This is a genomic window from Burkholderia sp. Bmkn7, from assembly GCF_041103175.1.
Classification (GTDB): Bacteria; Pseudomonadota; Gammaproteobacteria; order Burkholderiales; family Burkholderiaceae; genus Burkholderia; species Burkholderia cepacia.
This window is the reverse complement of sequence record NZ_JBGCUH010000003.1, coordinates 1,352,130-1,365,623: the sequence shown is the minus strand read 5'-3', so window position 1 is coordinate 1,365,623 and position 13,494 is coordinate 1,352,130. Positions and strand designations below refer to the sequence as shown.

The window sequence follows — 13,494 nt, the reverse complement described above, 5'->3', positions numbered from 1 at the left end:
GCGCCGGTCGGGCCGAAACGGCACGGCCGGACGCGAAAAGGCGTGACGAGGCGGTGTTACCGCCGGTTCTTAAAGTAGTTCGGCAATACGCGACGCGGCCCGTGCGTCGCGTATTGCGAGTGACCCGGATGCGATCAGTTGAAGGAACCGATGCGCTTGAGGTCGCTGAAGTTCATCCAGATGAAGAACGCGCGGCCGACGATGTTCTGGTCCGGCACGAAACCCCAGTAGCGGCTGTCCGCACTGTTGTCGCGGTTGTCGCCCATCATGAAGTAGTGACCGGGCGGCACCTTGCAGATCACGCCGCGGCTGTTGTACGTGCAGTTGTCGCGAAACGGATAGTCGTATGCGCCCATCACGAACGGCGGCACGGCCGGGTTGTTGAGGATCGCGTTCTTCTTGTTGCCGATCGTTTCCTCGAACTGCTTCGCGTAATTCTGGCGCTCGTCGTCGAAGAAATCGGGCAGCGGCGTTTCGGGCACCGGCTGGCCGTTGATCGTGAGCTGCTTGTCCTGGTATGCGACGGTATCGCCCGGCAGGCCGATCACGCGCTTGATGTAGTCGACCGACTCGTCCTTCGGATAGCGGAACACGACGACGTCGCCGCGCGACAGCGGGCTGCCCTGCGTGATCTTCGTGTTCGTCACCGGCAGGCGCAGCCCGTATTCGAACTTGTTGACGAGGATGAAGTCGCCGACGAGCAGCGTCGGCACCATCGAGCCCGACGGAATCTTGAACGGCTCGACGACGAACGAACGCACGACGAACACCGCCAGGATCACCGGGAAGAAGCTCGCGGTGTACTCGAGCCACCACGGCTGGCGCAGCTTTTCGTCGCGCAGCTTCGAACGCGTCTGCACCGCGTTTTCATCCGCGAAACGCTTGTCGATGCGCGACTGCTGGCGATCGAACTCCTCGATCGCCGAGTCGGCCGCCTTGCGTCGTTGCGGCAGGAACACCAGTTTGTCCAGCACCCACGCTACGCCCGTCAAGATGACGAGCACAAAAAGAATCAGCGCAAAATTCATAAAAGGAACAGTCCTGTTATTTGTCTTCGACGCGCAAGATCGCAAGGAACGCTTCCTGCGGGATCTCGACCGAACCCACCTGCTTCATCCGTTTCTTGCCTTCCTTCTGCTTTTCGAGCAGTTTCTTCTTTCGCGTGATGTCGCCGCCGTAGCACTTCGCAAGCACGTTCTTGCGCAGCGCCTTGATGTTCTCGCGCGCGACGATGTGCGCGCCGATCGCGGCCTGGATCGCCACGTCGTACATCTGGCGCGGGATGATCTCGCGCATCTTCGCGGCCACTTCGCGGCCGCGGTATTGCGACTGCGAGCGGTGCACGATGATCGACAGCGCATCGACCTTGTCGCCGTTGATCAGCATGTCGACCTTCACGACGTCCGACGAACGGTATTCCTTGAACTCGTAGTCCATCGACGCGTAGCCGCGCGACACCGACTTCAGGCGATCGAAGAAGTCGAGCACGATCTCGGCCATCGGGATCTCGTACGTAAGCTGCACCTGGCGCCCGTGATACTGCATGTTGATCTGCGAGCCGCGCTTCTGCTCGCACAGCGTGATCACCGAGCCCACGTAGTCCTGCGGCATGTACAGGTTCACGGTGACGATCGGCTCGCGCACCTCGGCGATGCGGCCGGGCTCCGGCATCTTCGCCGGGTTCTCGACCATGATCGTCGAGCCGTCGCTCTGCACGACCTCGTAGACGACCGTCGGTGCGGTCGTGATGAGATCCATGTCGAACTCGCGCTCGAGCCGCTCCTGCACGATTTCCATGTGCAGCAGCCCGAGGAAGCCGCAGCGGAAACCGAAACCGAGCGCCTGCGACACTTCCGGCTCGTACTGCAGCGACGCGTCGTTCAGCTTCAGCTTCTCGAGCGATTCGCGCAGCGCGTCGTACTGGTTCGCCTCAACCGGATACAGCCCCGCGAACACCTGCGGCTTCACTTCCTTGAAGCCCGGCAGCGGCTCGGCAGCAGCCTTGGTCGCATGCGTGACGGTATCGCCGACCTTCGCGGCCGTCAGTTCCTTGATGCCGGCGATGATGAAGCCGACCTGCCCGGCCGACAGCGATTCGAGATTGCGCGATTTCGGCGTGAACACGCCGACGTGCTCGACCGGATACTGCGCGCCGGTCGCCATCATCTTGATCTTGTCCTTCGGACGCAGCGTGCCGTTGACGATGCGCACCAGCATCACGACACCAACGTAGTTGTCGAACCACGAGTCGATGATCAGCGCCTGCAGCGGCGCGGCCGGATCGCCCTTCGGCGGCGGCACCTTCGCGATCAGCGCTTCGAGGACATCCTCGACGCCGAGCCCCGTCTTCGCGCTGCAGCGCGTCGCGTCGGTCGCGTCGATGCCGATCACGTCCTCGATCTCCTCGATCGCGTTCTCGGGGTTCGCGGCCGGCAGGTCGATCTTGTTCAGCACGGGAACGACCTCGACGCCGAGCTCGATCGCCGTATAGCAGTTCGCGACCGTCTGCGCCTCGACGCCCTGGCTCGCATCGACGACCAGCAGCGCGCCTTCGCACGCGGACAGCGAACGGCTGACTTCGTACGAGAAGTCGACGTGCCCCGGCGTGTCGATCAGGTTCAGGTTGTAGACCTTGCCGTCGCGCGCGCGATAGGACAGCGCGGCTGTCTGCGCCTTGATCGTGATGCCGCGCTCGCGCTCGATATCCATCGAGTCGAGCACCTGCGCTTCCATTTCACGGTCGGCGAGGCCGCCGCATACCTGGATGATGCGATCCGCGAGCGTCGACTTGCCATGGTCGATGTGCGCGATGATCGAGAAATTGCGAATATGATCCATTCAGTGCCGATCAAGCGAAAAAGGCGCGCTCGACGACCGCTGAGCACGCCTTGTGTAAGTCGGTGAAAAAACGGCTTATTTTAGCCGAAAAGGCCTTCGCCGGGCGGTATTTCCAACGCCGGCCCGCGCGGCACCCTGCCGGGGCCGCCCGCCGGGCATAGCCCGGTACCAGACGTCGCCGCAAGGCAGCAGCCCGGCTTCAGCGCCGGGCCGCGAGCGCGTCGTGCACCTTCGCGGCGTCGAACCGGTGGCGGCACACTTCCGCACCGTCCAGCAGCAGCACGGGCACGTCCTCGTCGTAGCGGGCGACGAGTGCCGCATCGGTATCGATGTCGATGTAATCGACCGCAACGCCGAATTCGGCCGCCACCGGCGCCAGTGCGTCGCGCATGTCGTCGCACAGGTGGCACCAGCCGCGGCCGTAGAGCGTGAACATCGGCGCGTTATTTCTGGCGCGGCCGCACGGGCACGAACTGCGTGTTGTCGCCGCGCCGCACGAGTACCGCGACCGCCTTCTGAGGATCGAGCTGCGCGGTCACTTCGGCGAACTGCTTCGCGTTCGTGATATCGGTGTCGCCGACACGCAGCACGATGTCGCCGCGCTGCAGGCCCGCACGGGCGGCCGGGCCGTCGACGCCGTCGATCTGCACGCCGTTCTTCAGCTTCAGCGTCTTCATCTGCTCCGCCGTCAGGTCGCTGACCGTCAGACCGAGCGAGTTGGCCTGGCGCGGCTTCTGCGGCGCGTTCTTGCGCTGCTCGGCCTTCGCCGTCGATTCGGCCGGGGTTTCCGCGATCGTGATCGGCAGATCGCGTGCCTGACCCTTGCGCCACACGCTGACCGTCGCCTTCGTGCCCGGCTTCGTGTCGCCGACCATGCGCGGCAGATCCGACGCCGTGTCGACCGAACGGCCATTGAACTTCAGGATAATGTCGCCCGGCTGGATGCCCGCCTTGTCGGCCGGCCCGCCCGGCTCGACGCTGCTGACGAGCGCGCCCTCCGCCTTCGGCAGCCCGATCGAATCGGCCACGTCCTTCGTCACTTCGCCGATCGCCACCGCGATCCGGCCGCGCGTGACCTTGCCCGTCGCCTTCAGCTGGTCGGCCACGCGCATCGCCTCGTCGATCGGAATCGCGAACGAGATGCCCATGAAGCCGCCGGTACGGCTGTAGATCTGCGAGTTGATGCCGATCACTTCGCCCTGCATGTTGATCAGCGGGCCGCCCGAGTTGCCGGGGTTCACGGCGACGTCGGTCTGGATGAACGGCAGGTAGTCGCCCGTGTTGCGGCTCTTCGAGCTGACGATGCCGGCCGTCACCGTGTTGTCGAGGCCGAACGGCGAACCGATCGCGACGACCCACTCGCCGACACGCACCTTGTTCGAATCGCCGATCGCGACGACCGGCAGGTTCGACGCCTGGATCTTGACGACCGCGACGTCCGTGCGATCGTCGACGCCGATCAGCTTCGCCTTGAATTCGCGCTTGTCGGTCAGCGTCACGTAGATGGTGTCCGCATCGTCGACGACGTGCGCATTGGTCATCACGTAACCGTCGGCCGACACGATGAAACCCGAGCCGACGCCGCGATTCTGTTCGGTGTCGGGGGGATTGTCCGGCGCCGGCGCGTTCTTCGGGTTGCCGCCACCGTTGCCGCCACCGTTGCCGGGCGCCTGCGGCAGCGGAATGCCGAAGAAGCGCCGGAAGAATTCCGACATGTCGCCGTTGTCGAAGCCCGGCGGGAGCATCCCGCGCGGGCCGCTGCTCGTCGGCACGTTGGCGGTGGTCCGGATGTTCACGACGGCCGGCCCGACCTTTTCGACCAGATCGGCGAAGTCGGGCAGGCTGGCAGCGGGAGCCGTCACCGCGACCGCGGTATGTGGCACGAGCGGCAGGCAGGCAGACAACGCCGCCGCCGCGAGCCATTTGCGCAGCGTGAGTTTCATCATGTCGGAAGCCGTAGCGTTACTTGGAAGCCTTGTATTCTATGGCAGACGCGAACTGCTGCAACGTCGCCGGCGGCACTTCGCCGAGCACGGTGATCCAGTAGTCGCCGCGGCGCTTCACGAGAACGTTCGTTGCACCGGTGCTGCCCGCGCCTTCCTTGCGCGTATTCTTTTCGGCCGGCTCGATGAAAACCGAGATCGTCGCGAGACCGTCGGTGAAGACGGCCTGATCGACCGGAATCGGCGGCTCACCCGCGTCGCGCGCGGCCATCGGCCGGCGCACTTCGCGAATCTTCTGGAAACCGGCAACACTCGGTGCGAGTTGCCAGCCCTGCGCTTCCATGTCGACCGTCGCGACCGGCGGGCGTACGACCGTCCAGCCGCTCAGGTTGCGCATGCCGGCCGCGATCGCGGCCTTGTCGCCGCTTGCGCCGCCCGTCTGCAATTGCGAGAAAGCGATCTGCTCGAGCACATGATCGTTCGCATCGAGCGTCTGCGAACGCAGCAGCAGCCCCGTGCGCGCGTCGGCCCACAGCTTGTACGTGAAGCGGTATGCGTCCTTCGGCGCGAGCTCGACGACCTGCGCGTCGATCCCCGCGACGCGATCCTTGCCGAGCGACTTCGCGTCGTAGACGGACATCACGTGCTCGCCGCTCGCGCCGAGCAGCGCGGGGAACGAGTCGCGCGTCTGACGGCGCTCGACCACGCACAGCTTGCGCTCGGGTACGAACGTGTACAGCTCGTCGTTGTGGCGCAGCAGCTTGCGCGGCTTGCCGTCGAGCGTCTCGATGCGTTCGAATTCGCCGTCGCGGGACGCGACGTGCGCAATGCGCGACGACTGCACATACCCGCCGCGCTGATAGACGAACGTGCCTTCGTAGCTCTGCTGCTGCGCCGCTTGCTGGACGCGGTCGAGCCAGTCCGCGGCACCCTTGCGGGTCGCGACGGGATCGTCCGGTTGCTGGGCGCTGGCGGGAAGGGATTGAACGGACAACAGGGCGGCTGCGCAAAGCAGGAGGGCCGGCAGCCGCTTCCATCCGGAGATGGCTTGATTCAACTGCAATGTCCGCATCGGGTTTATTGGCCTGGCGTGGTGGTCACGGCAGCGCGGATCAGCGGCATCGAACCCGTGACGACGGGCTGCTGCGCGAATTGCTGGTGCGCTTCAAGGTATTGGTCGAGGCTGGCGTCGCGGATGATGTTGACGTCCTGCAGCCCCGGCTGGGCCGATGCCTGCGCAACCGTCACGCGCTGCAGGTTGCCGCCTTGCGGCGCACCGGCCGACGCGACCTGGACGGCGCCCGGGGCACCGGCCGTCTGCATTTGCGGGACGACGATCCACGTCAGCGTGGCCGCCGCGGCGGCAACCGCGAACGCGGGCACGACGCGCCGGCGCAGCGACAGCAGCTTGCGCGCGACCGGCGCGGCCGCCGGCGCGAGCAGGTGCGGCTCGCTTTCGAGCGCAGCCGACATGCGCGCGGTGAACGCGACGCTCAGCGCGGGCGACAGCGCCAGTTCGTCCGAGCGCAGCGCATCGCCGATCAGGTGGTAATGGGCCCACGCAGCGCGATCCGCGCGGTTGAGCTCAGCCAGAAACTGCCCGTTGTCCGGGCCATCGAACATTTCGCCGTCGACCAGCGCGGAAAGGCGCTCGCCGCGCGAGCACGCTTGCGACTGCGTATTGACCGACCCCATGATGCTCCCCATCTTGCACACCCCGTCGTGACTTCACGACTCTAACCGTAACTAGACCCCGACCCGCGTCGCTCCGCCTGTCGCGCTTACCAGCGCTTGCCTTCGGGCGTATCGAGCAGCGGACGCAATTTGGCAGCGATTGCCTCGCGTGCACGGAAGATCCGCGACCGGACCGTCCCGATCGGACAGCCCATCATTTCCGCGATCTCTTCGTAGCTCAGGCCCTCGATCTCGCGCAGCGTAATTGCCTGGCGCAGTTCCTCGGGCAGCAGAGCCATGGCAGCGTTGACCGTCTCGGCAATCTGCTTGCTCATCAACATCGACTCAGGCGTGTTGATATCCCTTAGTTGGTCTGCGTCGGAGAAAGTTTCCGCTTCCTCCGCATCGGCCTCGGTCGAGGTCGGCGCCCGGCGGCCTTGCGTCGCAAGGTAGTTCTTCGCCGTGTTGACGGCAATTCGGTACAACCACGTATAGAACGCCGATTCGCCGCGGAATTGCGGCAGCGCACGATACGCCTTGATGAACGCGTCCTGGGCCACATCCTCGACCTCGGCGGGATCACGCACGAGGCGCGAGATCAGCCGAATGATCTTGCGGTGGTATTTGGAGACCAGGAGTTCGAACGCCGCCTTGTCGCCCTTCTGTACGCGTTCGACCAGAGCCTGATCGATTTCTTTTTCACTCACCTGACAAATCCGTTAACTAGGGATGCAACGCGGAGCGTCATTGTAACGTTCCCGCGCCGGACGCTGGTTACGGTACGTAACCGCGCCGCCGTCATGCCCGCCCCGCCGCGCCCGCCGTCTTCGCCAGCACGGAAAGCGCGCTGAACGATGCGGCGTCGAGCGCATCGGCCGGAATCAGCAGCGGCCGGGCTCGCCGGGCACCCTGCCCGACCGACAGCACCAGCAGCAGGCTGCTCCAGTGCGCATGCCCCGTCACGCGGCCACGGGCCAGCAGGCGCCCGGTGCGGCCGAACGCCGCGATTTCCCCGAACGCGTCGATCCGCAGCTCGGCCGGCAGCCGGCGGGCACTGGCCCGTGCGGCGCATACGGCCAGCAGCGCGGCCGTCACGGCCGACACGCATGCGCCCGCGGCAGCGCCCGCGCGCGGCGCCCAGAACAGGTAGGCCGACGCGGCAGCCGACGCGACGAACGCGGCCAGCACGACATATGACACGGCCGAGGCCCGCAACGCAAAGCGCTGCGGACGCCCGGCCGGCGCATCGAATGGACTCGTCAAGTGACTGCGGCGTCAGACGCGCTTGAACACCAGCGTGCCGTTGGTACCGCCGAAGCCGAAGTTGTTCTTCACGGCCACGTCGATCTTCATGTCACGTGCGGTGTTCGCGCAGTAATCGAGATCGCACTCGGGGTCCTGGTTGAAGATGTTGATGGTCGGCGGCGACACGTTGTTGTGCAGCGCGAGCACCGTGAACACCGACTCGAGGCCGCCCGCGCCGCCCAGCAGGTGGCCCGTCATCGACTTCGTTGAGTTCACGACGATCTTGTACGCATGCTCGCCGAAGGCCGCCTTCACCGCGTCGGACTCGTTCTTGTCGCCCAGCGGCGTCGACGTGCCATGCGCGTTCAGGTACTGGACCTCGTCCGCGTTCACGCCGGCGTCGCGCAGTGCCGCGACCATGCAGCGGCGCGGGCCGTCCATGTTCGGCGCGGTCATGTGGTACGCATCGCCCGTCATGCCGAAACCCGAGACTTCCGCGTAGATCTTCGCACCGCGTGCCTTTGCCGCTTCGTATTCCTCGAGCACCATCACGCCCGCACCTTCGCCCAGCACGAAGCCGTCGCGGTCCTTGTCCCACGGTCGGGACGCGGTGGCCGGATCGTCGTTGCGGGTCGACAGCGCGCGCGCTGCCGCGAAACCGCCGATGCCGAGCGGCGACACCGTCGATTCGGCGCCGCCCGCGACCATCACGTCGGCGTCGCCGGCCTGGATCAGGCGCGCCGCGAGGCCGATGCTGTGCAGGCCGGTCGTGCAGGCCGTGACGGCCGCGAGGTTCGGGCCCTTCAGCCCGAACATGATGCTCAGGTGACCCGAGATCATGTTGATGATCGAACCCGGCACGAAGAACGGCGAAATCCGGCGCGCGCCGCGATCGACGTAGGTCTGGTGCGTATCTTCGATCATCGGCAGGCCGCCGATGCCGGAACCGACCAGCACGCCGATGCGCTCCGCATTGGTTTCGTTCACTTCCAGCCCGCTGTCCTTGATGGCCTGGACACCGGCGGCGATGCCGTAATGGATGAACGTATCCATGTTCCGGGCTTCCTTCGCCGGGATGTACTCCTCGGCGCTGAACCCCTTCACTTCGCCCGCGAAATGGACGGCGAGGTTCGACGGGTCGAACTTCGTGACGGTGGCAATGCCGGACTTGCCGGCGACGAGATTGGCCCAGCCGTCGGCAACATTATTGCCAACAGGCGAAATCAGCCCCAGGCCTGTAACAACAACACGACGGCGGCTCACGGTAACCTCTTTTCCATTATTGGATGACAAAAACAAAAGCCACAGTGGCCACAGGAACCAGCCCTGCGAGCCCTGTGGCTGTTAGTCCGTCCGGCGCGAGGCCGGCAGGATGGCGCGTCAATCGCGAAGATCGCGGCGACGTGGCGGACAAGCGCGAAAGGCGCCTGTTACGCCTTGACGTTTGCGCGAGCGTAGTCGATCGCTTGCTGAACGGTCGTGATCTTCTCTGCTTCTTCGTCCGGGATTTCCATGCCGAACTCGTCTTCGAGAGCCATCACCAGTTCGACGGTGTCGAGCGAGTCGGCGCCCAGGTCGTTCACGAACGAAGCTTCGTTCTTGATCTCGGCTTCCGCGACGCCCAGTTGTTCAGCGACGATCTTCTTGACACGTTGTTCGATGTTGTCCATTACCCCTCCGAGGGAAAGTTCAGATTTACAAGTGCGCGCATTTTATCAGGTTTGCTGACGCCAAAACGCGCGTTGGCTTGATGGTCGATCAAGCGCCGATCCGCCTGAAAAACGGGATACGGCGCGGATGGTAAACGAAAATCGTTACGACATGTACATGCCGCCGTTCACGTGCAGCGTCGTACCGGTGATGTAACCGGCCTGCGGCGATGCGAGGAACGCGACGGCGTGGGCAATGTCTTCCGGGCTGCCGAGGCGGCCGAGCGGAATCTGGGTCTTGAGCGCGGCCTGCTGTTCTTCCGGCAGCGTCTTCGTCATGTCGGTGTCGATGAAGCCCGGCGCCACACAGTTCACGGTGATGCCGCGGCTGCCGATTTCACGTGCGAGCGCACGGGTCATGCCCGCGACACCCGCCTTCGCGGCTGCATAGTTGACCTGACCCGGGTTACCGGCCGAGCCGACCACCGACGTGATGTTGATGATGCGGCCGCCACGCGCCTTCATCATCGGGCGCAGCACCGCGCGCGACAGGCGGAACACCGACTTCAGGTTGGTGTCGATCACCGCGTCCCAGTCTTCATCCTTCATCCGCATCGCGAGCTGGTCCTGCGTGATGCCCGCGTTGTTGACGAGCACGTTCAGCGCGCCGAATTCCTTCACGGTCGCGTCGATCAGCGCCTCGGCGGCTGCCGCGTCGTTGACGTTCAGCACCGCACCGCGACCCGTGACGCCCGCTTCCGCGAACGCCGCGGTGATCGCAGCGGCGCCCGACTCACTCGTCGCCGTGCCGATCACCGTCGCGCCCAGGCGCGCGAGTTCGAGCGCGATCGAACGGCCGATGCCGCGCGATGCGCCGGTAACGATCGCAACCTGTTTATCGAGAGTCTTGTCCATGAATCGAATATCCGTCTCTTGAGAAAAGGCGCCGCGTCAGGCGGTCACCAGCTTGAGCGCTTCGTCGAGCGACGCCGGATCGAACACCGACGCACCCGTCAGGTTGCCGTCGATGCGCTTCGTCAGGCCAGCGAGCACCTTGCCCGGACCGCATTCGATCACGTGCGTGACGCCCGTGCCTGCGATGTGCTGCACGCACTCGACCCAGCGCACCGGGCCCGCGGCCTGGCGCACCAGCGCGTCCTTGATCGCGGCCGGATCGCTGACCACGGCGACGTCGATGTTGTTGACGACCGGAATCTGCGGCGCCTTCACGTCGACGTTCGCGAGGTAGTCGCGCAACTGATCCGACGCCGGCTTGAGCAGCGACGAATGGAACGGCGCCGACACCGGCAGCGGCAGCGCGCGCTTCGCGCCCTTCGCCTTCGCGATCTCGCAGGCCTTTTCGACCGCGGCCTTGTTGCCTGCGATAACGACCTGCGCAGGTGCATTGAAGTTCACTGCCTCGACGACACCCGCTTCCGCGGCTTCCGCGCATACCGCACGCACCGTGTCGTCATCGAGACCCAGGATCGCGGCCATGCCGCCCTGGCCGACCGGCACGGCCGTCTGCATCACCTGCGCGCGAAAACGCACGAGCGGCACGGCATCCTTGAACGCGAGCGCGCCGGCGGCGACGAGCGCCGTGTATTCGCCGAGGCTGTGTCCGGCGACGATCGACGGCGCCGGGCCGCCCGCCTGCTGCCACGCGCGATAGCACGCGTAGGCCGCGGTCAGCATCACGGGTTGCGTGTTGGCGGTGAGGTTCAGCTCTTCGGCCGGGCCTTCGGCGATCAGCTTGCCGAGATCCTGATTGAGTGCATCGGACGCTTCCTGGAGCGTCTCGCGCACGACGGCCAGATCGGCGAATGCGTTGAGCATGCCGACCGCCTGCGAGCCCTGCCCCGGAAATACGAATGCAAATTTCATATCGTCCCCAATTGAATCGATTCGGACGGCGCGCACGAATGGCGCGCCGGTGGGATCCGCGCGCAGCCGTCGCGCGCCGCGGATCAGTAGCGGAAGACCGACGCGCCCCAGGTGAAGCCGCCGCCGACGCCTTCGATCAGCACGTGCTGGCCGCGCTGGATGCGACCGTCGCGCACCGCGGCGTCGAGCGCCAACGGAATCGACGCGGCCGACGTGTTGCCGTGCTGGTCGACCGTCACGACCATGCGCTCCTGCGGCAGGCCGAGCTTGCGGCAGGTGCTGGTCATGATGCGGATGTTGGCCTGGTGCGGAATCAGCCAGTCGATCTGCTCGGGCGCGAGATTCGCCTTCGCGAGCGCTTCGATCGCGACCTTTTCGAGCACGTTGACCGCGAGCTTGAACACGGCCTGCCCGTCCATGTGCAGGAACGCGCTGCCGTCGATCACGCCGCGATTGACGTTGCCCGGCGTGCACAGGATGTTCGAGTAGCTGCCGTCCGCGTGCAGCGCGCTGCCGAGCACGCCCGGCTCTTCCGACGCGGACAGGATCACCGCGCCCGCGCCGTCGCCGAACAGCACGCAGGTCGTGCGGTCCTTGAAGTCGAGAATGCGCGAGAACGTCTCCGCACCCACCACGAGCGCGGTGCGGTGCTGGCCGCTGCGGATGAAGCTGTCGGCGGTCGCCATCGCGTACGCGAAGCCCGAACACACGGCCTGTACGTCGAAGGCCGCGCCGCCGTTCTTGATGCCGAGCTTGTTCTGCAGCAGGCACGCGGTGCTCGGGAACACGAAATCGGGGGTCGAAGTCGCGACGATGATCAGGTCGATCGACTGCGGATCGATGCCGGCGGCCTCAATCGCGCGACGCGACGCCTCGAGCGCGAGGTCGCTGGTCGTGACGTCCGGTGCGGCGAAATGGCGCGCATGGATGCCCGTGCGCGCAACGATCCATTCATCGCTCGTCTCGATGCCTTCCTTCGCAAGTCGATCGGTCAACTGCTGGTTCGTGACGCGGTCGGGCGGCAGGTAGCTGCCCGTGCCGAGCACGCGGGAATAGAGAGTCGATTGGGCCATTTATGCTTTAGAGGATTGCGCAGCGGAAGGTTCGGCGTGATGGCCTGCGGCGGGGCTTGCATGGCCCGCGCCGCCCGCGTTGTGTTCGCCGTCGCCGAGCGACACCGAATTATCCGCCATCGCACGCGTGAGGCGCTCCAGCACGCCGTTTTTGACGGCATCATACCCGCGTTTGATTGCCCACTCAAACGCGTAGGCATCGGCCGAACCATGGCTCTTGATCACGAGGCTCTTCAGCCCCAGCAGCGCCGCGCCGTTGTACTGGCGGTGATCGACGCGCTTCTTGAAACGCATCAGCACCGGCAGCGCGAGCAGCGCCATCAGCTTCGACATCAGCGAACGGCCGAACTCCTCGCGGATGATGTCCGACAGCATCTGCGCGAGCCCTTCGGACGTCTTCAGCGCGACGTTGCCGACGAAGCCGTCGCACACGATCACGTCGACCGTGCCCTTGTAGATGTCGTTGCCTTCCACGTTGCCACGGAAGTTGAGCGTGCTGGCGCGCAGCAGTTCGCCTGCGCGCTTGATCGTCTCGTTGCCCTTGATCATCTCTTCGCCGATGTTCAAGAGGCCGATCGTCGGACGCTCCTTGCCTTCGAGCGCGGCCACGAGCGCGTGCCCCATCTCCGCGAACTGCAGCAGGTGCTGCGGTTCGCAGTCGACGTTCGCGCCGAGGTCCAGCATCATCGTGTAGCCGGTCGGGTTCGGCAGCGCGAACGCGATCGCGGGCCGCTCGATGCCGGGCAGCGTCTTGAGTACGTAACGGGAAACGGCCATCAGCGCGCCGGTATTGCCGGCGGAGATGCAGGCCTGCGCCGCGCCTTCCTTGACGTGGTTGAGTGCGACGCGCATCGAAGAATCCTTCTTCTTGCGCAGCGCCACTTCGACAGGGTCGTCCATCGCCACGACTTCGGTGGCGGGAACGATGGTCAGCGCGGGATCGTCGAGGGCTTTCAGCTTTTTCAGCTGAGCGCGAATCGCGCTTTCGATGCCGACGAGCATCAGGTGCGCATCGGGATGCGCGCGGACGAACTTGACTGCCGCGGGAACGGTCACGGACGGGCCGTGGTCGCCTCCCATGCAATCGATTGTGAGCTTTACGGTCATGGAATGCGACGAATTTCAGGCACAAAAAAGCGGCAGTTGAATGCCGCCTTTTTGTTGAGCCAGGAAAGTGTCAAGCGAACC

The 13,494-nt window shown here is 65.3% G+C and carries 14 protein-coding genes; all 14 read right to left on the bottom strand.

The window, feature by feature from the left end:
* Positions 1-134: 134 nt before the first annotated feature.
* Complete coding sequence (lepB, locus tag AB3K92_RS27885) at positions 135-1,028, bottom strand: signal peptidase I (RefSeq protein ID WP_027788005.1); 894 nt, start codon at positions 1,026-1,028, stop codon at positions 135-137.
* Between the two features lie 16 nt (positions 1,029-1,044).
* Positions 1,045-2,838: a translation elongation factor 4 gene (gene lepA, locus AB3K92_RS27880; RefSeq protein WP_021159691.1), complete on the bottom strand. Its 1,794-nt coding sequence runs from the start codon at positions 2,836-2,838 to the stop codon at positions 1,045-1,047.
* 199 nt (positions 2,839-3,037) lie between these two features.
* Complete coding sequence (locus AB3K92_RS27875; protein WP_027788006.1) at positions 3,038-3,274, bottom strand: glutaredoxin family protein; 237 nt, start codon at positions 3,272-3,274, stop codon at positions 3,038-3,040.
* Positions 3,275-3,281: 7 nt separating this feature from the next.
* The gene (locus tag AB3K92_RS27870) at positions 3,282-4,784 is read right to left on the bottom strand and encodes a DegQ family serine endoprotease (protein WP_021159693.1); all 1,503 of its coding nucleotides are present in this window, start codon (positions 4,782-4,784) and stop codon (positions 3,282-3,284) included.
* Between the two features lie 16 nt (positions 4,785-4,800).
* A complete protein-coding gene (locus AB3K92_RS27865) occupies positions 4,801-5,853 on the bottom strand; it encodes a MucB/RseB C-terminal domain-containing protein (RefSeq protein ID WP_059620763.1) in 1,053 nt (350 codons plus the stop codon).
* 5 nt (positions 5,854-5,858) lie between these two features.
* Positions 5,859-6,476, bottom strand: coding sequence for a sigma-E factor negative regulatory protein (locus AB3K92_RS27860; protein WP_027788009.1), 618 nt, complete (start codon positions 6,474-6,476; stop codon positions 5,859-5,861).
* 86 nt (positions 6,477-6,562) lie between these two features.
* The gene (gene rpoE / locus AB3K92_RS27855) at positions 6,563-7,162 is read right to left on the bottom strand and encodes an RNA polymerase sigma factor RpoE (RefSeq protein ID WP_006490873.1); all 600 of its coding nucleotides are present in this window, start codon (positions 7,160-7,162) and stop codon (positions 6,563-6,565) included.
* A gap of 91 nt (positions 7,163-7,253) precedes the next feature.
* Positions 7,254-7,718 (bottom strand): hypothetical protein, encoded by a 465-nt coding sequence (locus AB3K92_RS27850; RefSeq protein ID WP_060196093.1) that lies wholly within the window; start codon positions 7,716-7,718, stop codon positions 7,254-7,256.
* A 12-nt stretch (positions 7,719-7,730) separates the two neighbouring features.
* Complete coding sequence (gene fabF, locus AB3K92_RS27845; protein WP_021159697.1) at positions 7,731-8,963, bottom strand: beta-ketoacyl-ACP synthase II; 1,233 nt, start codon at positions 8,961-8,963, stop codon at positions 7,731-7,733.
* Positions 8,964-9,130: 167 nt separating this feature from the next.
* Positions 9,131-9,370, bottom strand: a complete 240-nt coding sequence (gene acpP, locus AB3K92_RS27840; protein ID WP_004197638.1) for an acyl carrier protein — start codon at positions 9,368-9,370, stop codon at positions 9,131-9,133.
* A gap of 144 nt (positions 9,371-9,514) precedes the next feature.
* Positions 9,515-10,264, bottom strand: coding sequence for a 3-oxoacyl-ACP reductase FabG (fabG, locus tag AB3K92_RS27835; RefSeq protein WP_006476504.1), 750 nt, complete (start codon positions 10,262-10,264; stop codon positions 9,515-9,517).
* Between the two features lie 36 nt (positions 10,265-10,300).
* The gene (gene fabD / locus AB3K92_RS27830; protein ID WP_369466239.1) at positions 10,301-11,233 is read right to left on the bottom strand and encodes an ACP S-malonyltransferase; all 933 of its coding nucleotides are present in this window, start codon (positions 11,231-11,233) and stop codon (positions 10,301-10,303) included.
* Positions 11,234-11,316: 83 nt separating this feature from the next.
* Complete coding sequence (locus AB3K92_RS27825) at positions 11,317-12,306, bottom strand: beta-ketoacyl-ACP synthase III (protein ID WP_042975163.1); 990 nt, start codon at positions 12,304-12,306, stop codon at positions 11,317-11,319.
* Positions 12,307-13,413 carry a phosphate acyltransferase PlsX gene (gene plsX, locus AB3K92_RS27820; protein ID WP_059486575.1) on the bottom strand — a complete coding sequence of 369 codons (1,107 nt, stop codon included), beginning with the start codon at positions 13,411-13,413 and terminating at the stop codon, positions 12,307-12,309.
* Positions 13,414-13,494 lie beyond the last annotated feature (81 nt).